This is a genomic window from Streptomyces sp. NBC_00259, assembly GCF_036181745.1.
In the GTDB taxonomy this organism is placed as follows: Bacteria; Actinomycetota; Actinomycetes; order Streptomycetales; family Streptomycetaceae; genus Streptomyces; species Streptomyces pratisoli.
In genome coordinates this window covers 4,401,255-4,420,353 of sequence record NZ_CP108080.1, presented here as the reverse complement: position 1 = coordinate 4,420,353, position 19,099 = coordinate 4,401,255, and the positions used below count along the sequence as shown (strand labels likewise).

Below are 19,099 nucleotides of genomic sequence, written 5' to 3'. Positions count from 1 at the left end.
GTGCTCGTCACGAGGCGGCTCCGAAGGTCAGATGGATGTTGTCGATCAGCCGCGTCGCCCCGACCCGCCCGGCGAGGGCCATGATCGCCTCGCCGGTGTGCGCGTCGGGGACCTCGGTGAAGTCGGCCGGGTCGACCAGCGCCAGATAGTCCAGGACGAGAGGCGGCGTCGTCTTCGCCGCGTCTTCGAGGACGGCCCGGGCCGCGGCTCGTACGGCGTCGGCGCACCCGCCGGGCTGGGCGGCCGCGACCGCGTGCGCGTCGGCGGCCGCGCGGGCCTCGCCGAGCGCGGAGAGCGCGGCGGCCCGTGCGGTGGGCGCGGGCGCCGACTCGGCCCGGGCTCGCAGTGCCTGCTGGGCGGCGAGCCGGTCCCGGGCGGCGAAGAGGGCCCGGGAGAGCACGAGGGCGGTGTGCCGCTCCTCGGTGGACAGATAACGGTTGCGGCTGGAGAGCGCGAGGCCGTCCGGCTCCCGAACGGTCGGTACGCCGACGATCTCCACCGGGAAGTTCAGGTCGCGGGTCATGCGGCGGATCAGGGCGAGCTGCTGGGCGTCCTTCTGCCCGAACAGCGCCACATCAGGACGCGTCAGATGGAGCAGCTTGGCGACGACCGTGAGCATCCCGTCGAAGTGGCCGGGGCGGGAGGCTCCTTCGAGGAGCTCGCCCATGGGGCCCGCGGAGACGCGCACCTGGGGCTCACCGCCCGGGTACACCTCCTCCACGGGCGGGGCGAACACGGCGTCCGCGCCCGCTCCCACCGCGGTCTTCAGGTCCGCTTCGAGGGTGCGCGGGTACCGGTCGAGATCCTCACCCGCGCCGAACTGCAGGGGGTTGACGAAGACCGTGACGACGACCTGGCCCTCGGGGCCGACCAGTGTGCGGGCCGTGCGGATCAGCGTGGCGTGGCCCTCGTGAAGGGCGCCCATGGTCATCACGACGGCGCGGCGTGCGGTCGCCGGGGCGAGGGCGTGCAGCTCGGCGGCCGTACGCAGCGGGGCGGTCATCGGCTGCTCTCTCCGTCCGCGGCGGACGAACCGTCCGCGAGGACCACCAGCAGGTCCTCGGCGAGCTCCGGCTTGAGCAGACCGTGCGCGAGGGCGCGGTCCGCCGTCGTACGCGCCATGGCCAGGTAGCCGGCGACCGTGGCCGGCGCGTGCTCGCGGAGCACCGACACATGGGCGGCGACGGTGCCGGCGTCCCCGCGGGCGACCGGGCCCGTGAGCGCGGCGTCGCCCGAGCGCAGGGCGTTGTCGAGCGCGGCGCCGAGCAGCGGGCCCAGCATCCGGTCGGGTGCACCGACCCCGGCCGAGCGCAGCAGCTCCATGGACTGGGCGACGAGCGTGACCAGGTGGTTCGCGCCGAGGGCGAGGGCCGCGTGGTACAGCGGTCGGGCCTCTTCCTCGATCCACTCGGGCTCGCCGCCCATCTCGATGACCAGGGCCTCGGCGGCGAGCCGCAGCTCCTCGGGGGCGGTGACGCCGAACGAGCAGCCGGCCAGCCGCTGGACGTCGACGGAGGTGCCGGTGAAGGTCATGGCGGGGTGCAGGGCGAGCGGCAGCGCGCCCGCGCGGCGGGCGGGGTCGAGGACCCCCGTGCCGTACCGCCCGGAGGTGTGCACCAGCAGCTGTCCCGGGCGGACGGCGCCCGTCTCCGCGAGGCCCTCGACGAGTCCGGGCAGGGCGTCGTCGGGCACGGTGAGCAGCACCAGCTCGGCGCGGGCGAGCACCTCGGCCGGAGGGACCACCGGCACGTCGGGCAGCAGCGTGGCGGCACGGCGGCGGGAGGCGTCGGACACCCCGGAGACCGCGACCGGGCGGTGGCCGGCGAGCTGCAGGGACGCGGCGAGGGCGGGGCCGACGCGGCCCGCTCCGACGACGCCCACGGTGAGGCGGGCCGGCCGGTCCTTGGGCTCGGCCGGCTCCTGTGCCGGTGGAGTTGCTGACGGTGGTGGTGCGTTCACTCGCGGCCTTCCGTTCCAGTCCGCAGGGGGTACCGGACGATTCTTCGCCATGCTACGCCAGCGTTTCGGCGGGGCTTCCGCTTGTCCACAGGCTGTGGAGGCGGTATCGGATCCGGGTCGGGCGGCCCTGTGGACAACGGCACGCCTGCGCCGGACGTGGGCGATGATCGCAGGATGACGGAGAACGCGGAGTACGGGGAGAACGTGCGGAGCACGGGCGCCGTGGCGCGGGCCGACGCCAGGAAGGGGACGGACGGGACGGGCACCACGAAGGACGCGGCGAGGAAGGCGGAGACCACGGGCAGGGAGGACGCCACGGGGAAGTCGGAGACCACGGGCAGGGCGGACGCCACGGAGAAGAGCGAGCAGGAGGAGCGGCGGCGCAGGCTCGCCGCCTGGCGTGCCTCCGAGCGGGTGCTGTCGCGCGGCTCGGCCGACGGCCGGCTCGGTGAGCAGCTGGCCGAGCTGGCGGCAGCCGCGGGCGAGGTCCATGACCTGGACGAGCCCGTGGACATCTACGGGGACGGGGTCGTCGCCGAGCTGGAGGGACGGGTGGCCGCGCTGCTCGGCTTCCCGGCCGCCGCGTTCTTCCCGACGGGGACGATGGCCCAGCAGGTGGCGCTGCGCTGCTGGGCCGGTCGCACGGGCAACCGCACGGTCGCGCTGCATCCGCTCGCCCACCCCGAGGTGCACGAACGCGGCGCGCTCGGCGCGGTGAGCGGGTTGCGTACGGTCCATCCGACCCGGGAGCGGCGGCTGCCGACGGCGGAGGAGGTGCGAGGGCTCGACGAGCCGTTCGGCACGCTGATGCTGGAGCTGCCGCTGCGTGACGCGGGCTTCGTGCTGCCGGAGTGGGACGAGCTGGTGGAGGTGGTGGAGGCGGCGCGGGAAATGGATGCGGTCGTGCATGTCGACGGTGCACGACTTTGGGAGTGCGCCCCCCACTTCGGGCGGGAGCTGGACGAGATCGCGGGGCTCGCGGACAGCGTGTACGTGTCGTTCTACAAGTCCCTGGGGGGACTGTCCGGTGCGGTGCTGGCCGGTCCCGAGTCGCTCGTGGCGGAGGCGCGGGCCTGGCGGCACCGGTACGGCGGACTGCTCTTCCAGCAGTACCCGGCGGCGCTGTCGGCGCTGCTCGGGCTGGAGCGGGAGCTGCCGAGGCTTCCGTCCTACGTGGCCCACGCGAAGACGGTGGCGGCGGCGCTGTCGGCCGGACTGGCGGACCATCCCGGTGTGCCGTGGTTCCGGGTGCACCCCGAGCCGCCGCACACGCACCAGTTCCAGGTGTGGCTGCCCTACGAGGCCGATGTGCTGAACGAGGCGGCGCTGCGGCAGGCGGAGGAAACGGGTGTCACCCTCTTCCGCCGCTGGTTCCCGGCGGGCCCGGAAGGCCCTCCGGGTGTCTGTGTGACGGAGGTGACGGTGTCCTCGGCGGGCATGTCCTGGACGGCCGAGGACGTCCGGACGGCACTGGCCGAGTTCCTGTCCCGGGTACGGGCGGGATAGCGGCCCCCGCGCCGGAGGGCGCACGCCGCGGCCGTTACCCGCGGTGGGGTCCCTCGCGTCCCTCGCGGTGGAGCACACGGGAGACCGTCGTACGGAGGCCGGAACGGACGGGGTGCACGGGGCGGCCCGCCAGCACCCTGGTGAAGCGGTGGTGGTCGCGCAGGGACCGCACCACGGCCACGTCGTACCGGCCCGGAAGGGGCGGCGGGGCCTCGCCGTGCCGGGCGGCGCGGTAGGTGTCGAGCATGTGCTGCTGGATGGCGTCCATGCGATTCAGCCTGCGCCGCCCCGCGCTCCGCGGCGCGTCGATTGACGATCGGCGTCAACCGGCGCGACCGGTCGCCCCGACGACCCCGCACCATGGAACACGTGAGCGTCACCATCGACATCGCGGGCCTGCCGCCCGAGCGCATCGTGTTCGAGATCTCGCCCCTCGCCGAGCTGGGCATCGCCCTGCACGCGCTCGCCGAGCCCGGGCACCATCCGGGGCTGCACGGCTGGGCCACGGCGACCTCCGCCGGGCTGAAGCCCGACCTCGCCGACCGGCTGCACGAGGCCGACTTCCTCTGGACGTCCAGCTTCTCCGACGTGTTCCTGCCGTTCTCCGGCATCCACGGCGGCGACGGGCGCACCGGCGCCACCCTCGCCGAGGAGCTCGACATGCTGGACCGGCTCGACGACGAGCGCTTCGTCTCGGCCACGCTGGAGTTCACCTGCTCCCGCTCGTACGCGACCGGCGTCATGATCGAGCCCCGCCGCGCCCTGGAGCTGGCGGCCACCCGCGGCCCGAAGCAGCACGGCTTCGCCCGCCGGATCCTCGACGACCCCGGGGCCGTACGCGCATGGCTGCGGCGCCTGTTCGAGGACTGCGACCAGGCGTTCTTCGCCGACACCTGGCGCCGGGTCAGCCCGCGACTGGCCGCCGACGCCCGGCACAAGACGGAGCTGCTGCGCCGCAAGGGCCTCGAGGAGGCGCTGCGCTCGGTCTCCTCCGCGCTCACGTACGACGAGGCGGCGGAACGCGTCTGCGCCGACAAACTGAGCGAGGGCAGGACCACCGCCGTGGACCCCGCCGTGGGCGCCGGGCTGTCGTTCGTGCCGTCCCACTTCGGCTGGCCGCACCTGACGGTCCTGTACGCCCCGGGCTGGCGGCCCGCCATCGTCTACCCGGTGGGGGCGCCGGACCTCCCGGCGCCCGCCTCCGTCGAACTCCTCAAGCGCCGGATGGACGCGCTGGCCCACCCTCTGCGGATGCGCCTGTGCCGCAACCTCGCCCGGGCCTCGTACACGACGAGCGAACTGGCCGAGGCCCACGGCATCACGGCCCCGGAGGTCTCCCGCCATTTGTCGGTGCTGAAGCAGGCGGGCCTGGTCACGACGCGACGGCGCGGCCGGTACGTGCTGCACCAGCTGGACGTGTCGGTGGTGGCGCGGCTGGGGAGCGACTTCCTGGAGACGGTGCTGCGCTAGGTCCCGGGTGCTGCGCCAGGTCCCGGGTGCTGCGCCAGGTCCCGGGTGCTGCGCCAGGTCTCGCCGGGCCCACTCGGCCCGGTGCGGAGACCCACGCCTCCGTGCTGCCCGGGGCTCAGGCCCCCGCGCCGCCGCCGGCTCGCACCAGACCGCTCTCGTACGCGAGGACCACGACCTGCACCCGGTCCCGCAGGCCCAGCTTGGTCAGGATGCGGCCCACATGGGTCTTCACCGTCGCCTCGGACAGCACCAGCCGGGCGGCGATCTCGCCGTTCGACAGGCCCTGGGCGACGAGCAGCATGACCTCCCGCTCGCGTTCGGTGAGCCGCTCCAGCTCCTTCTGCTGCGGCTCCTTGCCGGAGGACGGCAGCAGGGGCGAGAAGCGGTCGAGCAGCCGGCGCGTCGTGGAGGGGGCCACCACCGCGTCGCCGCTGTGCACGGAGCGGATCGCGCCGAGCAGTTCACCCGGCGGAACGTCCTTCAGCATGAATCCGCTGGCGCCCGCCTTCAGCCCCGAGAAGGCGTACTCGTCGAGGTCGAACGTCGTCAGGATCAGCACCTTCGGCGCGTCCGGCCGGGCACAGATGCGGCTCGTCGCCTCCACCCCGTCAAGCCGGGGCATCCGGACGTCCATCAGCACCACGTCGACCGCCGTCGAGCGGAGGACCTCGATCGCCTCGGCCCCGTCTCCGGCCTCCGCCACGACCTCCATGTCGGGCTGGGCGGCGAGCACCATCCGGAAACCGGTGCGCAGCAGCACCTGATCGTCGACGAGCATCACGCGGATGGTCATGAGCGGGGTCCTTGTCTCGTTGGCGGGGTCAGCCTAGTGGGCGGGCTTGAGGGGAAGCAGGGCGCTGATCCGGAATCCGCCGCCGGGCCGCGGCCCCGCGTCGAGGGTGCCGCCGACCATGCCGATGCGCTCCCGCATACCGATGAGGCCGTGACCCTTGCCGTCCGCGCCCCCGTCCTCGTACACCTCGTGCGCCGCGCCCCGGCCGTCGTCCTCCACGAGGAGTCCGAGGCCGTCGTCGAAGTACACCAGCCGGACGCTCGCCCCGGCGTCCGGTCCGCCGTGCTTGCGGGTGTTGGTGAGGGCCTCCTGCACGATGCGGTACGCGGTGAGCTCCACGCCGCTGGGCAGCGGGCGCGGCGTGCCCTCGACCTTGAAGTCGACGGTGAGGCCCGCGCCGCGCACCTGCTCGACCAGATCCTCGATCTGCTGAACATCGGGCTGAGGTACGTACTCCCCGCTCTCGGGGGCGTCTCCCGTGCGCAGCACACCCAGCAGCCGGCGCATCTCGGCGAGGGCCTGACGGCCGGTGGAGGAGATCGTCTCCAGGGCCTGCCGGGCCTGGTCGGGCGCGGTGTCCATGACGTAGGCGGCGCCATCCGCCTGCACGACCATCACGGAGACGTTGTGCGCGACGACGTCGTGCAGCTCGCGGGCGATCCGGGCGCGCTCGGCGGCGACGGCGACCTTGGACTGCGCCTCGCGCTCCTTCTCCAGCCGGGAGGCACGCTCCTCCAGCTGAGCGAAGTACGCGCGCCGGGTGCGCAGGGAGTCCCCGAGCACCCAGGCCAGGGCGAACGGGACGGTCATGACCACGATGAAGAAGATCCGCTGGCCGACGCCCGTGCTCTCCTCCGGAAAGCGGATCTGGGCGAGCGAGGCCGCGGACAGCCCGCCGGCCAGGGCGAACCGCGAGGCCCAGCGCGGACCGTCGTGCGCCGCGACGGTGTAGATGATCGCGAGCATCGCGAAGTCGGCCGCGTTCGGCTTGACGCCCAGCACCAGCTGGACGACGCCGAGCACGGCCACGAGGAGCAGCATCTTCTCCGGCATACGGCGGCGCAGTGCCACGGCCAGGCACAGGAACAGCACGACGGCGCCGGCCGCGAGGCGCGGCTCCGCTCCGACGTGGTCCCCGACGACCCACAGCATGGAGAACCCGAAGAGCATCACAGCCCAGAAGCTGTCGACGCCCGTCGGGTGCCTGCGGAGAAAATCATAGAGGCGCTGCACGTCACCCAGCGTAGGCAAACCACGAAGGTGCACGGGTCAACCGGAGGGTCGATCCGGTCAGCGAATACCTACTCCCCAAGGTGGAGACTGGGCGCGTGACGCATGAGGTGACGAAGGAAGCGGAGCGGGCCGCCGACGGGGAATGGGTCCCGTGGCGGGAGGCCACGGAGCGCGCGCTGTACGGCCCCCGGGGCTTCTACCTGCGGCCGGAGGGACCGGCGGGACACTTCCGTACGTCCGTGCACGCCTCCCCGCTGTACGCGGGCGCGGTCGCCCGGCTGCTGGAGGAGACGGCGCGGTCGCTGCCCGCGGGGGTGACGGAGATCGCGCTGGTCGACGTCGGCGCGGGGCGGGGTGAGCTGCTGACGGGAGTGCTCGCGGCGCTGCCGGACGGCTTTCCGGTACGGGCGTACGCCGTCGAGCGGGCCGCGCGTCCCGCCGGCCTCGACCCGCGGATCGAGTGGTGCGGGCGTCCCCCGGCCGGGGTGTCGGGGCTGCTGTTCGCGAACGAGTGGCTGGACAACGTTCCGGTCGACGTCGCCGAGACGGACGGCGAGGGCGTCCGTCGGTACGTCCTGGTGCGCGCGGACGGCGAGGAACGCCTCGGGAACCCGGTGACCGGCGCGGACGCCGAGTGGCTGGACCGCTGGTGGCCGCCGACCGGCCCCGGCGGCCGCGCGGAGATCGGCCGGCCCCGCGACGAGGCGTGGGCCGCGGCGGTCGCCACCCTGGACGCCGGGCTCGCGGTCGCCGTGGACTACGCGCACGACGCCGCCGCCCGGCCGCCCTTCGGGACGATGACCGGATTCCGCGGCGGGCGCGAGGTCCACCCGGTCCCGGACGGCAGCTGTGACATCACCGCCCACGTGGCCCTGGACGCCTGTGCCCGCCCGGGAGCCGAACTGCTCAGCCAGCGCGAGGCCCTGCACCGTCTCGGCGTCTCGGGCGGCCGCCCGCCGCTCGCCCTGGCCTCGTCCGACCCGGCGGCGTACGTCCGCGCCCTCTCCCGCGCCGGTGAGGCCGCCGAACTCACCGCCCACGGCGGCCTCGGCGACTTCACCTGGCTCCTCCAGCCCATCCCCCGGGCCTGAGGTCCACGGCCTCGGCCCTCCGACGCCCCGGTACCCCGGCACCCTGGCGCCCCGACGCCGCGACGCCGCGACGCCGCGACGAGGCACGGCAGCCCCGACGCCCCGACGAGGCACGGCAGCCCCGGCCCTGCCGGCCCGACCCCGGGCAACGGGCACCGGGCACCGGGCACCGGGGCCAGGACCCCGCCGCGCCACGCCGGGAGGGATACTGTCGCCCATGACGGAGACGACGATCGGCATCGGCGGCGCGGCGGAGAGCACCGACATGGTGCTGAACATCGGGCCGCAGCATCCCTCCACACACGGTGTGCTGCGTCTGCGTCTCGTCCTGGACGGCGAGCGCATCCAACACGCCGAGCCGGTCATCGGCTACATGCACCGGGGCGCCGAGAAGCTCTTCGAGGCGCGCGACTACCGGCAGATCGTGATGCTGGCCAATCGCCACGACTGGCTGTCGGCGTTCTCCAACGAGCTGGGCGTCGTGATGGCCGTCGAGCGCATGCTCGGCATGGAGGTCCCGGAGCGGGCGGTCTGGCTGCGCACCCTGCTCGCCGAGCTGAACCGGGTCCTCAACCACCTCATGTTCCTGGGGTCGTATCCCCTCGAACTCGGCGGAATCACCCCGATCTTCCACGCCTTCCGTGAGCGGGAGGACCTCCAGCACGTGATGGAGGAGGTCTCCGGCGGCCGGATGCACTACATGTTCAACCGGGTCGGCGGTCTCAAAGAGGACCTGCCCGCCGGCTGGACCGGCCGGGCGCGGGCCGCGATCGCCGAGGTCCGTTCGCGGATGGACGTGTACGACCGGCTCGTCCTCGGCAACGAGATCTTCCGCGGCCGCACCCGCGGCATCGGCGTGCTGACCGCACCGACCGCCCAGGCGTACGGAGTGTCCGGCCCCATCGCCCGCGCCTCCGGCGTCGACTTCGACCTGCGGCGCGACGAGCCGTACCTCGCGTACGCGGAGCTGCAGGACACCCTGAAGGTCGTCACCCGTACCGAGGGCGACTGCCTGGCCAGGTTCGAGTGCCTGCTGGAGCAGACGCACAACTCACTGGAACTGGCGGACGCCTGCCTCGACCGGCTCGCCGAGCTGCCGCCGGGGCCGGTCAACCAGCGGCTGCCGAAGGTGCTGAAGGCTCCCGAGGGCCACACCTACGCCTGGACCGAGAACCCGCTGGGCATCAACGGCTACTACCTGGTCTCCAAGGGAGAGAAGACGCCGTACCGCCTCAAGCTCCGGTCGGCCTCGTACAACAACATCCAGGCGCTCACCGAACTCCTGCCCGGCACGCTGGTCGCGGACATGGTGGCGATCCTGGGGTCGCTGTTCTTCGTCGTCGGCGACATCGACAAGTAGGCCGACCGCAGGTCGAGAAGCAGCTCGGCCGACAGCAGCTCGCTCTCCAGGAGCTCGCTCGCCGAGAGGCTCGGCACATGGCCGGACGGCAAGCCGCCCGGCCCGAGCCGCCGCGGATCAGGAGATCGCGCTGCGCAGTTCCGCGACGTCCAGCTGCTCCGTCTCGTCGTGCGCCGTGAGGTCGATGACCTCGCCCACCACACGGTCCGCCGTGCTCCCCGGCACCTTCGCCCGGGCGGTGTCCTCGGCGGCGGCCAGCACTTCCTCGCCCACCACGTCCGCCAGGTCCTCGTTCTGGACCGTGGCGAGCTGGGCCGGTTCGACGGCCGCTTCAAGAGCCGCGACGGGCTTCTTCCTGCTACCCGTCCCGGCGGAGCCGGCGGTCTTGGCGGCCACCTGAGTGCCGAAGAAGTCGAAGCCGCCCTGGGGACGGGCCGGGCGACGCTGCGCGGAGTACGGGACGATCGCCGCGGCGACCGGCACCCGTGTGGCAGGGACGGCGGACGACGGGCGGGCGTGCTGCGCTCCCCCGGCGGCCGCCGAGTGCTTCCCCTGCGGCTCGTCCGCCTCTCGCGACCGCTCGGCGAGGTCGCGCTTGCGGGCGTCCTCTACGGTGCGTCTGGCCTCCTGGGCCGCGGCGTTGCGGGGCAGGTCCTCCAGCGCCTTGGCCGCGCGCAGATACGCGGACGGCGTCGGCGTGGAACCGGCCGGCGGAAGCTCCTTGGGCGTGGCGGCTTCGAGCGCGAGCTGCCTGCGGCCCTCGAGCGCGGAGGCCCGCTCGGTCTCGGCGGTGGCGTACCGCCGCAGGAGCGCGGCGTGCTCGTTGCGGAGTCCGGCCAGCTCGACCCGCTTGGCACGCAGCTTCGCGTCGAGCTTGAGGCGCAGCTCGCGGGACTCGTCGAGATCGGTCTCCAGCTCGGCTGTCCGCTCCTCCGTCTTCCACGCGTCGCTGGCGCGGAGGCGGGTGAGCTCGGCGACGCGGCGGCCCGCGCTCCGGTCCCAACTGCGCATGAGCACCGCGCCGGTGACCGCGGCCGCCGCAGCGGCCGCGACGAGGGTGCGGAGCAGGACCGGATCGGAGAGCAGCCAGGCGCCCGCGGCACAAAGAACCGACGCTCCGGCGACCGCGGAGGGCGGAAGGAGCTTGTGCAGAGGTGGGGAATGGCGGTGGCGTCCACGTGGCATGGCCTGAAATTTACCGTGCGTAGGTGACGATTGGGGGGTCAGCCCGGCAATCTCTTCGCCACATGAACACATCGCTTTCGATGTGCCGGGCCGACCCTCTTTGTTCGCGCCGTGCCGAAGGCTTGTGCACGCCGTGACCGAAGCTTGTTCGTGCCGTGCTTCAGCGCTGCTTCGGCGCCGCGTTCCTTCGCCGCCGGTTACTTCTTCAGCAGGCCCTCGGACACCAGATACTCCTTCGCGACGTCCTCGGGCTTCGCCCGCTCGGCGTCCACCTTCCGGTTCAGCTCGACCAGATCCGCCGTCGTCAGCGCCTTCGTGAGCTTGCCGAGCGCGTCGGCTATCTCCTGCGATCCGGCGTCCTTGGCATTGACCACGGGCAGCACGTTGTCGGCGTTCTGGAGCTTCTTGTCGTCCTCCAGCAGCACCAGCCCGAAGCTCTCCAGCGTGGCGTCGGTCGTGGTGGTCAGGACCAGCTGGTCCTCACCGTCCTTGACGGCCTGCTTGGCCTGCGGGGTGCCGACGCCCTTCGGGTCCACGCCCGCCACGTCGATGCCGTACGTCTTCTTCAGTCCGGGCGCGCAGAACGGCCGTACCTCGCACTCGTCACCGGCCGCGATCTTGACCTTGATCTTCGACTTTCCAAGATCGGAAAGGGACTTGAGCTTGTTCTTCTCGGCGAATTCCTTGCTCACCGCGAACGCGTTCTGGTCGACGGCCTCGCCGGCGGGCAGCACCTTCAGCCCGAGCGGGGTGGCGAGCTTCTCCAGACCGGCGACGGTGGCGGCGACATCGCTCGACGCGACCGGCTTCTCCTCCGGGGCCTTCGGCCCGTTCGCCTTCGCGTTGAGGAATTCGGCGATCGTCGCCGCGTATTCCGGTACGACGTCGATCTCGCCCTTCTCCAGGGAGGGCTCGTACAGCTCGCGGTTCTTCACGGTGGTCACGGACGCCCCGTATCCGGCGTCGCGCAGCACCTGGGCGTAGAGCTCGGCGAGCACCTTGGACTCCGTGAAGGCCGCCGCCCCGACGACGAGGGAGCCCTTCTTGCCGCCGCTCGTGGCACCGCCGGAGCCGCCGGAACCGCCCTTCTCCTGCTCCAGGCTGTCACCGCCGCAGGCGGCGAGCGAGCCGACGAGGGCCACGACGCCCAGTACCGCACCCGCGATGCGCGAGGTCTTGCTCATCTGGTTCACCATCCAAGGGGAGTGAGTCGTCACACGGTTTTCCGGCGGGGACTGAACAAGCGGTCCACCGCCACCAGCACGGCCTCCACCAGGAGGGCGAGCACGGCCACGAGCAGGGCGCCCGCGACCACTTGAGGAGTGTTGTACGTGTTGAACCCGGCCGTGATGATGCGGCCGAGGCCGCCCTGCCCGACCATCGCCGCGATCGTCGCCGTGGCGACGACCTGGACCGCGGCCGACCGCAGCCCGGTCATGACCATCGGGTACGCGAGGGGCAGTTCGACCCGGACGAAGAGCTGCCGGCCCGACATGCCCATGCCCCGTGCGGCCTCGACGACCGCCCGGTCCACCTCCCGCATCCCCACGTAGGCGTTCGTCAGCAGCGGCGGCACGGCGAACAGCACCAGCGCGATGACCGTCGGGACGTATCCGGCGCTGCGCAGCGGTGTCACCATGAACAGAGCGAGAACGGCGAAGACGGGAATGGCCCGTCCCGCGTTCGAGATGTTCACCGCGAGAGCGCCGCCGCGTCCGACGTGTCCCAGGTACAGCGCCGTCGGCAGGGCGATCGCACACGCCAGGGCCAGGGCGACCCCGCTGACGTACAGATGCTCCTGGAGGCGGTGCCAGGCTCCGCCGTCCCCGGACCAGTTGGCGTCCGTGGTCAGCCAGGTCCAGCTCTCGGCCAGTACGTCCATCAGTAGGCCCCCCGGGTCCCGGCGGCCCGTATTCGGGTCCAGGGCGTCAGCAGCCGCTGCAGCCCGAGCAGCAGCAGATCGGCGGCGACGGCCAGCAGCACACAGAGCACGGACGCGGTCAGCACCTGCGCCTTGAAGAAGCTGGGCAGCGCGTCCTCGATGAGATTGCCGAGCCCGCCGCGGCCGACGATCGAACCGACCGTCGTGAGCGCGACCGTCGAGACCGTCGCGATCCGCAGACCCGCCATCACGGCGGGGAGGGCCAGCGGAAGCTCGACCTCCCACAGCAGTCTTCCCGGCCCGTACCCCATGCCACGGGCCGCCTCGCGGGCTTCCTCGGGCACGGACGCCAGCCCCGCCACCACGTTCCGCACGAGGATCGTCAGTGAGTAGAGCACCAGGCCCGTGATCACCAGGGCGGCGGAGAGGCCGAAGAACGGCAGCAGCAGCGAGAACATCGCGAGCGAGGGGACCGTGTAGAGCACGGTCGTCAGCCCGAGGACCGGGCCCGTGAATCGCGGGTGGCTGCGCGCGAGGAGCGCCAGCGGGAAGGCCACGACCAGCCCGATCGCGACCGAAGCCGCCGTGATCCAGACATGCTGCACCGTGGCGTCGATCAACTCCTGACTGCGGGAACGGAGATATTCGCCGCAGATCCAGTCGTTCGTCACCAGGCAGTTCCGGTCCACCACCACCCCACCCCCGCCCCTGCGTTCGACCTGTTCGACACGATGCCGACCGGAAACCGACCCTAACCCCCATCACCGACAATCGCCGAGGAGCTTCGCGTTCCAGCAACACTGCCTTCACACAAGGCCCGCCATCACCCGTCACAATGGGGAACCATGATCCGATTCGAGCATGTGAGCAAGCGGTATCCGGACGGCACCACCGCCGTCGACGACCTCTCCTTCGAGGTCGCCGCGGGCGAACTGGTCACGCTCGTCGGACCGTCCGGCTGCGGCAAGACCACCACGATGAAGATGGTCAACCGGCTCATCGAACCGACCGAAGGCCGGATATTCCTGGGCGGAGACGACATATCCGCCATCGACCCCGTCCAGTTGCGCCGCCGCATCGGCTACGTGATCCAGCAGGTCGGCCTCTTCCCGCACAAGACGGTCCTGGAGAACACCGCGACGGTGCCGCATCTGCTCGGCTGGAACCGCGACAAGGGCCGCGCGAGGGCCGCCGAACTCCTCGATCTCGTCGGCCTCGACCCGAGCGTCTACGGCGACCGCTACCCCGAGCAGCTCTCCGGCGGACAGCGTCAGCGCGTGGGCGTGGCCCGGGCGCTGGCGGCCGATCCGCCGGTCCTGCTGATGGACGAGCCGTTCGGTGCCGTCGACCCCGTCGTGCGCGACCATCTGCAGAGCGAGTTCCTCAAGCTCCAGGACGCCGTCCGCAAGACGGTCCTGTTCGTCACCCACGACATCGAGGAGGCCGTCCGGCTCGGCGACCGCATCGCCGTCTACGGGCAGGGCAGGATCGAGCAGTTCGGCGCTCCGGCCGCGGTCCTCGGTGCCCCGGCCACCCCGTACGTGGCGGACTTCGTCGGCGCGGACCGCGGGCTCAAGCGGCTGTCCGTCACCCCCATCGAGGAGGGCGATCTCGAACAGCCGCCCGTCGTGCACCTCGACGACCCGCTGCCCCGCGAGCTCGCCTCGCGCTGGGCCGTCGTCCTGGACTCCGAGGACCGGCTGCACGGCTGGATCTCCGCCGAGCACGCCGGCCGCAGCGGCTCCGTACGCGAACACGCCCGCCGCATGGAAGCCTGGCTGCCCGTCGGCGCCTCCCTGAAGCAGGCGTTCTCCACGATGCTGCAGCACGACGCGGGCTGGATCGCGGTCATCGACAAGGAGGAGGAGGGACGTTTCCTCGGTGTGCTGACCCCGGCGCGGCTGCACGAGGCGCTGCGCCGCTCCATCGACGCGGACGCCCAGGCCGTCCCCCGTACCGCCGTGCGCATCGACAAGGTTCCGTCGCCGTGACCCTCGCCGTGAACGTCGCCGTGACCGCCGGCGTCAGGCCGCGCTGAGCCGGCCGCTGATCCACACCAGCGCCGGCGGGATCTCCCGGCGCCAGGTGTTGAAGTTGTGCCCGCCGCTGTCCAGCGTGATGGACGAGACGCGCGCGGGCGCCTTGACCTTCTTGACGAAGTCGCGGGTGCCCTTGAGGTTGCCCTCGCCCTGCTCGGACGTGGTGACCAGGAACGACGAGGCGCCCTGCGGCCGGTTGTCCAGGCTCCACAGCAGGTTCGCCCGCTGCCGCTCGAGCTTGTTCCCCTGGAAGAGGTCGCCGGTCGTCGGGTCCTCGGCGGCCTTGTAGTACGCGGACAGACCCGCCCCGGCCGCGAACCGCTCCGGGTGGTGCACGGCTATCTTCAGCGCGCAGTAGCCACCGGTCGAGTTCCCCATGAAGCCCCAGTTCCGCGGCTTGGTGCCGACGCGGTACGTCTCCGAGACCGCGGCCGGCAGGTCCTTCGCGAAGAAGGTCTCGGTCTGCGGGCCGCCCGGGACGTCCACGCACTCGGTGTCCCGGGGCGGCGCGACCGTGGGCCGCAGCATCACCAGGATCATCGGCTGCATCCTCCCGTCCTTGGCCTGCTGGTACGCCGTTCTCGGGTACTTGAGGCCCTTGAGCAGGTTCTCCGCCGTGCCCGGATAGCCGGTCAGGACGACCGTCGCGGGAAACGTCTTCTTCGCGTAGGCGGGCTGGAAGTACTCGGGCGGCAGATACACGTACGCCGGGCTGTCGATCTTCGACTTCTCCCCGATGATCACGACCTTCTGGATCTGTCCGCCGATCGCCGGCCGGGCACCACCCGGCACGTCCAGACGCTGCTTGCCGACCACCTTGACGGTCCTGCTGCTCGCCGAGTGGTCGACGACCACGCCCATCTCCTGCTGCTGACCGAAGAGGTCGGCCCACGAGCCGTAGAACAGGAAGGAGTTGTTCGCGGCCAGGCCCACCGAGGCGAACAGCGCCAGCTGGGTGGCGAGCAGCAGGCCCACCCTGCCGAGCACGGCGCGCCAGCCACGGCGGGACAGCCGTGGCCAGAGCCAGATCGTCGCGGCGAAGAGAGCCACGGCGGCCAGAACGGCCAGCGCCAGAACCTTGTTACTGGTGAGACCCATGAGGCGATCGAGCTTCTTCCGTGAGAATTTCCTGAGAGTGAGTGAACCCGCCGCCCGGAAGTGCCGTCCTAGAGAGCGCAAATTGTCCGTGCCGACTGTTCTGCGGCGAAGGACTCCACAATCTCTCTCGAGAGCCACGGGAAGCGATGTCTGTCACGATAGATGGGGATAAGTCGGGCTTGGTTCCGGATCGTCTGCGCCGGATCCTGAGCGGCCCGCGCGCCGAATCCGTTCCTGCTCTGGTCGGCACGGCCTGCACCTTCATCGGCCTGATCGACATCGCTGCAGGAGTCTTCCCGCGCTTCCGACACAGCCGGATGCACGCCCTCGCCGAAGTGCTCCCGGGCGCCCTCGGCCCGTTCGCCGCCGCGCTCTCCCTCAGCGTCGGCGTCCTGCTGCTGCTCCTCGCACACGGTCTCAAGCGGCACAAGCGGCGCGCCTGGCGGGCCGCCGTCATCCTGCTGCCGGCCGGGGCGGCCGCCCAGTTCGCCTACCGCCACTCCGTCATCGGCGTCCTGCTGTCGCTGACGCTGCTGGCCCTGCTGCTGCGTCACCGCGGCCAGTTCGCGGCGCTGCCCGACCCACGCAGCCGGTGGAAGGCACTGGCCAACTTCGTGCTGATGGGCGCCGGTTCGATCATTCTGGGCCTGGTCATCGTCAGCGCCCATCCGCGCAGGGTCGTCGGCAGCCCCAGCCTCACCGACCGCCTCGAGCACGTCCTCTTCGGCCTTTTCGGCGTCGAGGGCCCGGTCGGCTACGAAGGCGGCGTCGACTGGACCGTCGGCTACTCGCTCGGCGCGCTCGGCCTGCTCACCGCCATCACCACCATCTACCTCGCCTTCCGCCCCGAGCACCCGGCGGCCACCCTCACTGAGGACGACGAGGCACAGCTCCGCGAACTGCTCGCCAGGCACGGCGGCCGCGACTCCCTGGGCCACTTCGCGCTCCGCCGCGACAAGGGCGTCGTCTTCTCCCCCAGCGGCAAGGCGGCCGTCACCTACCGCGTCGTCTCCGGCGTGATGCTCGCCAGCGGCGACCCGATCGGCGACGTGGAGGCCTGGCCCGGCGCCATCGAGCGCTTCATGGACGAGGCCAAGGCCCACTCCTGGACCCCCGCGGTCATGGGCTGCTCCGAGACCGGCGGCGAGGTGTGGACCCGCGAGACCGGCCTGGACGCCCTGGAACTCGGCGACGAGGCGGTGGTGGACGTCGCGGATTTCTCGCTCACCGGGCGCGCGATGCGCAATGTGCGCCAGATGGTGAAGCGCATCGAGCGCAACGGTTACGAGACCCGCGTCCGCCGCGTCCGTGATCTCTCCGACGGAGAGCTGGAGCGAATACGCCGGGCCGCGGAGGACTGGCGCGGCACCGAGACCGAGCGCGGCTTCTCCATGGCCCTCGGCAGGATCGGCGACCCCTCCGACGGCGACAGCGTGATCGCCACCGCCCACAAGGACGAGGGCGAGCCGGGACCGTACGGCGATCTGAAGGCCGTCCTCCACTTCGTCCCGTGGGGTGCGGACGGCATGTCCCTGGACCTGATGCGCCGCGACCGCTCCGCCGACCCCGGCATGAACGAGCTGCTGATCGTCGCCGCCCTGCAGGCCTCCCCCAAGCTCGGCATCGAGCGGGTCTCGCTGAACTTCGCGATGTTCCGCTCGGCGCTCGCCCGCGGCGAGAAGCTGGGCGCCGGCCCGGTCCTGCGCACCTGGCGGGGACTGCTGGTGTTCCTCTCCCGCTGGTTCCAGATCGAGTCGCTGTACAAGTTCAACGCCAAGTTCCGGCCACGCTGGGAGCCGCGTTTCGTGGTCTTCCGCAAGACCCGCGACCTGCCCCGCATCGGCTTCGCCGCGATGCAGGCCGAGGGCTTCGTGACCTTCGCCCTGCCCCGCCCCTTCCGGCGCCGGCGCACCCGCGCGCCACGCCCCTGCGCGCACATCCACCCGGCGTCGGCCGGCGAGCGCGAGATGCGCGCGGCATAGCGGAGCGGCAGCGGCGTAGCGGGGCGGCATACGGGCCTAGGCTGGTCGTATGAGTACGTTGCGTGGACGGGGCACGGCCGAGGGCCTGCCGGAGTGGGACCGCTGTGCGGTCATGGGAGTCGTCAATGTGACGCCCGACTCCTTCTCCGACGGAGGTCGCTGGTTCGACACCACGGCCGCCGTCAAGCACGGCCTCGACCTCGTCGCCGAGGGCGCCGATCTGGTGGACGTCGGTGGCGAGTCCACCAGGCCCGGCGCCACGCGGGTCGACGAGGACGAGGAGCTGCGGCGCGTCGTCCCCGTCGTCCGGGGCCTGGCGGCCGAAGGCGTCACCGTCTCCGTCGACACCATGCGCGCCTCGGTCGCCGCCCGGGCGGTCGCCGCCGGGGCGGCGCTGGTCAACGACGTCTCCGGCGGACTCGCCGACCCGGAGATGGTCCGGACCGTCGCCGCCGCGGAGGTGCCGTTCGTCGTGATGCACTGGCGCGGCTTCAGCGAGGACATGAACAGCCGGGCGGTGTACGGGGACGTCGTCGCCGAGGTCGTCGCGGAGCTGCGCGAGCGGATGGACGCGGTGATCGCGGGCGGTGTCGCCGCCGAGCGGATCATCATCGACCCGGGCCTCGGCTTCGCCAAGCAGGCCGAGCACGACCTCGCGCTGGTCGCCCGTCTCGCCGAGCTGCGCACGCTGGGCCGCCCGCTGCTGGTCGCCGCCTCCCGCAAGCGGTTCCTCGGCCATGTGCTGGCCGACGGCGCCCCGACCCCGCCGCCCGCCCGTGAGCGGGACGCGGCCACCGCCGCCGTCTCCGCCATCGCCGCCCACGAGGGCGCCTGGGCCGTCCGGGTCCACGAGGTACGGGCCACGGCGGACGCCGTGCGGGTCGCGCGCGCGGTCGAGGGCGCGGGAAGGACACAGTGACTTCCCGTACCGACGTCGAAAGCGTCGAGGCGGCCAATACCGCCTTCTACGAAGCGATGGAGCGCGGCGACTTCGAGGGGATCGCGTCCCTCTGGCTGGACGGCGAGGGCGCCGACGACATCTCGTGCGTGCACCCGGGGTGGCCGGTGCTGTCGGGACGCGGCGAGGTGCTGCGCTCGTACGCGCTGATCATGGCGAACACCGAGTACATCCAGTTCTTCCTCACCGATGTGCGCGTCAGCGTCGTCGGCGACACCGCGCTCGTCACCTGCACGGAGAACATCCTCAGTGGCGGCCCCGCGGAGGAGGCCGGGGAGCTCGGACCGCTCGTGGGACAACTGGTGGTCGCCACGAATGTGTTCCGGCGCACACCGGAGGGCTGGAGAATCTGGTCACACCACGGTTCACCGGTTCTGGCCGAATCGGACGACGAACAGGACGGCGAATCCCCCTCCTGAGTGGGTAAACGGGCATGTGGGAGGTTCGTTTCCACAACTGCGGGGTAGGCGCGGCTACCAGTCGCCGACCGCTCTGTCCATAGCCCCCGTGGGCAGATGGTGTCAGTGCTCGCAGGTAGATTCG

Annotated in this window: 18 protein-coding genes; 8 read left to right on the top strand and 10 right to left on the bottom strand. The window is 72.0% G+C overall.

What is annotated here, in order from left to right; translation table 11 throughout:
* Positions 1 to 7 precede the first annotated feature (7 nt).
* Together panC and OG766_RS20020 are read right to left on the bottom strand one after the other, a co-directional pair.
* The gene (panC, locus tag OG766_RS20025; protein WP_266381191.1) at positions 8 to 1,003 is read right to left on the bottom strand and encodes a pantoate--beta-alanine ligase; all 996 of its coding nucleotides are present in this window, start codon (positions 1,001 to 1,003) and stop codon (positions 8 to 10) included.
* Positions 1,000 to 2,010: a Rossmann-like and DUF2520 domain-containing protein gene (locus OG766_RS20020; protein WP_328725908.1), complete on the bottom strand. Its 1,011-nt coding sequence runs from the start codon at positions 2,008 to 2,010 to the stop codon at positions 1,000 to 1,002. The genes panC and OG766_RS20020 overlap by 4 nt, the downstream gene beginning before the upstream one ends.
* Positions 2,011 to 2,133: 123 nt before the next feature.
* Here OG766_RS20020 and OG766_RS20015 point away from each other — a divergent pair, with 123 nt between their 5' ends.
* The gene (locus OG766_RS20015; protein WP_328725907.1) at positions 2,134 to 3,465 is read left to right on the top strand and encodes a threonine aldolase family protein; all 1,332 of its coding nucleotides are present in this window, start codon (positions 2,134 to 2,136) and stop codon (positions 3,463 to 3,465) included.
* A gap of 34 nt (positions 3,466 to 3,499) precedes the next feature.
* Here the strand turns inward: OG766_RS20015 and OG766_RS20010 are convergent, their stop codons facing one another.
* Complete coding sequence (locus OG766_RS20010; protein ID WP_266381183.1) at positions 3,500 to 3,733, bottom strand: hypothetical protein; 234 nt, start codon at positions 3,731 to 3,733, stop codon at positions 3,500 to 3,502.
* A 92-nt stretch (positions 3,734 to 3,825) separates the two neighbouring features.
* Here OG766_RS20010 and OG766_RS20005 point away from each other — a divergent pair, with 92 nt between their 5' ends.
* The gene (locus OG766_RS20005) at positions 3,826 to 4,935 is read left to right on the top strand and encodes a DUF5937 family protein (RefSeq protein WP_328725906.1); all 1,110 of its coding nucleotides are present in this window, start codon (positions 3,826 to 3,828) and stop codon (positions 4,933 to 4,935) included.
* Positions 4,936 to 5,050: 115 nt separating this feature from the next.
* Here OG766_RS20005 and OG766_RS20000 read toward each other — a convergent pair whose 3' ends face one another.
* Positions 5,051 to 5,728, bottom strand: coding sequence for a response regulator (locus OG766_RS20000; RefSeq protein ID WP_266381181.1), 678 nt, complete (start codon positions 5,726 to 5,728; stop codon positions 5,051 to 5,053).
* A 33-nt stretch (positions 5,729 to 5,761) separates the two neighbouring features.
* Positions 5,762 to 6,961: a sensor histidine kinase gene (locus tag OG766_RS19995; RefSeq protein WP_266381180.1), complete on the bottom strand. Its 1,200-nt coding sequence runs from the start codon at positions 6,959 to 6,961 to the stop codon at positions 5,762 to 5,764.
* Between the two features lie 95 nt (positions 6,962 to 7,056).
* Between OG766_RS19995 and OG766_RS19990 the strand changes: the two genes are divergently transcribed.
* Together OG766_RS19990 and OG766_RS19985 are read left to right on the top strand one after the other, a co-directional pair.
* The gene (locus tag OG766_RS19990) at positions 7,057 to 8,052 is read left to right on the top strand and encodes an SAM-dependent methyltransferase (RefSeq protein WP_328725905.1); all 996 of its coding nucleotides are present in this window, start codon (positions 7,057 to 7,059) and stop codon (positions 8,050 to 8,052) included.
* Positions 8,053 to 8,269: 217 nt separating this feature from the next.
* A complete protein-coding gene (locus OG766_RS19985) occupies positions 8,270 to 9,412 on the top strand; it encodes an NADH-quinone oxidoreductase subunit D (protein ID WP_266381178.1) in 1,143 nt (380 codons plus the stop codon).
* A gap of 117 nt (positions 9,413 to 9,529) precedes the next feature.
* Here the strand turns inward: OG766_RS19985 and OG766_RS19980 are convergent, their stop codons facing one another.
* The 4 genes from OG766_RS19980 to OG766_RS19965 form a co-directional block, all read right to left on the bottom strand.
* Entirely contained in the window at positions 9,530 to 10,597 is a 1,068-nt protein-coding gene (locus OG766_RS19980; protein ID WP_266381177.1) for a hypothetical protein, read from the bottom strand.
* A gap of 197 nt (positions 10,598 to 10,794) precedes the next feature.
* Entirely contained in the window at positions 10,795 to 11,781 is a 987-nt protein-coding gene (locus OG766_RS19975) for an ABC transporter substrate-binding protein (protein WP_266381176.1), read from the bottom strand.
* Between the two features lie 29 nt (positions 11,782 to 11,810).
* The gene (locus OG766_RS19970) at positions 11,811 to 12,479 is read right to left on the bottom strand and encodes an ABC transporter permease (RefSeq protein ID WP_328725904.1); all 669 of its coding nucleotides are present in this window, start codon (positions 12,477 to 12,479) and stop codon (positions 11,811 to 11,813) included.
* Positions 12,479 to 13,171: an ABC transporter permease gene (locus tag OG766_RS19965; protein ID WP_266381174.1), complete on the bottom strand. Its 693-nt coding sequence runs from the start codon at positions 13,169 to 13,171 to the stop codon at positions 12,479 to 12,481. Before OG766_RS19965 ends, OG766_RS19970 begins: the two co-directional genes overlap by 1 nt.
* Positions 13,172 to 13,324: 153 nt before the next feature.
* On the opposite strand from OG766_RS19965, the gene OG766_RS19960 reads away from it, so the two are divergent.
* Positions 13,325 to 14,470 (top strand): ABC transporter ATP-binding protein, encoded by a 1,146-nt coding sequence (locus tag OG766_RS19960; RefSeq protein ID WP_266381173.1) that lies wholly within the window; start codon positions 13,325 to 13,327, stop codon positions 14,468 to 14,470.
* 33 nt (positions 14,471 to 14,503) lie between these two features.
* Here the strand turns inward: OG766_RS19960 and OG766_RS19955 are convergent, their stop codons facing one another.
* On the bottom strand, positions 14,504 to 15,616 hold the full coding sequence (locus OG766_RS19955) for an alpha/beta hydrolase (RefSeq protein ID WP_266381172.1): 1,113 nt from the start codon (positions 15,614 to 15,616) through the stop codon (positions 14,504 to 14,506).
* Between the two features lie 146 nt (positions 15,617 to 15,762).
* On the opposite strand from OG766_RS19955, the gene OG766_RS19950 reads away from it, so the two are divergent.
* Genes OG766_RS19950 through OG766_RS19940 form a run of 3 tightly spaced genes read left to right on the top strand, consistent with a single transcriptional unit; the run spans position 15,763 to position 18,975 of the window.
* Positions 15,763 to 17,598, top strand: coding sequence for a phosphatidylglycerol lysyltransferase domain-containing protein (locus OG766_RS19950; protein ID WP_266381171.1), 1,836 nt, complete (start codon positions 15,763 to 15,765; stop codon positions 17,596 to 17,598).
* 49 nt (positions 17,599 to 17,647) lie between these two features.
* Positions 17,648 to 18,517, top strand: a complete 870-nt coding sequence (folP, locus tag OG766_RS19945; RefSeq protein ID WP_328725903.1) for a dihydropteroate synthase — start codon at positions 17,648 to 17,650, stop codon at positions 18,515 to 18,517.
* The gene (locus tag OG766_RS19940) at positions 18,514 to 18,975 is read left to right on the top strand and encodes a nuclear transport factor 2 family protein (protein ID WP_266381169.1); all 462 of its coding nucleotides are present in this window, start codon (positions 18,514 to 18,516) and stop codon (positions 18,973 to 18,975) included. Before folP ends, OG766_RS19940 begins: the two co-directional genes overlap by 4 nt.
* The last annotated feature ends 124 nt before the right edge of the window (positions 18,976 to 19,099 follow it).

Excerpts from the sequence above, each read along its gene's own strand:
- panC (WP_266381191.1), bottom strand. The coding sequence starts at position 1,003 with ATGACCGCCCCGCTGCGTACGGCCGCCGAGCTGCACGCCCTCGCCCCG.
- OG766_RS20020 (WP_328725908.1), bottom strand. The coding sequence starts at position 2,010 with ATGGCGAAGAATCGTCCGGTACCCCCTGCGGACTGGAACGGAAGGCCG.
- OG766_RS20015 (WP_328725907.1), top strand. The coding sequence starts at position 2,134 with ATGACGGAGAACGCGGAGTACGGGGAGAACGTGCGGAGCACGGGCGCC.
- OG766_RS20010 (WP_266381183.1), bottom strand. The coding sequence starts at position 3,733 with ATGGACGCCATCCAGCAGCACATGCTCGACACCTACCGCGCCGCCCGG.
- OG766_RS20005 (WP_328725906.1), top strand. The coding sequence starts at position 3,826 with ATGGAACACGTGAGCGTCACCATCGACATCGCGGGCCTGCCGCCCGAG.
- OG766_RS20000 (WP_266381181.1), bottom strand. The coding sequence starts at position 5,728 with ATGACCATCCGCGTGATGCTCGTCGACGATCAGGTGCTGCTGCGCACC.
- OG766_RS19985 (WP_266381178.1), top strand. The coding sequence starts at position 8,270 with ATGACGGAGACGACGATCGGCATCGGCGGCGCGGCGGAGAGCACCGAC.
- OG766_RS19980 (WP_266381177.1), bottom strand. The coding sequence starts at position 10,597 with ATGCCACGTGGACGCCACCGCCATTCCCCACCTCTGCACAAGCTCCTT.
- OG766_RS19975 (WP_266381176.1), bottom strand. The coding sequence starts at position 11,781 with ATGAGCAAGACCTCGCGCATCGCGGGTGCGGTACTGGGCGTCGTGGCC.
- OG766_RS19970 (WP_328725904.1), bottom strand. The coding sequence starts at position 12,479 with ATGGACGTACTGGCCGAGAGCTGGACCTGGCTGACCACGGACGCCAAC.
- OG766_RS19960 (WP_266381173.1), top strand. The coding sequence starts at position 13,325 with ATGATCCGATTCGAGCATGTGAGCAAGCGGTATCCGGACGGCACCACC.
- OG766_RS19955 (WP_266381172.1), bottom strand. The coding sequence starts at position 15,616 with ATGGGTCTCACCAGTAACAAGGTTCTGGCGCTGGCCGTTCTGGCCGCC.
- OG766_RS19950 (WP_266381171.1), top strand. The coding sequence starts at position 15,763 with ATGTCTGTCACGATAGATGGGGATAAGTCGGGCTTGGTTCCGGATCGT.
- folP (WP_328725903.1), top strand. The coding sequence starts at position 17,648 with ATGAGTACGTTGCGTGGACGGGGCACGGCCGAGGGCCTGCCGGAGTGG.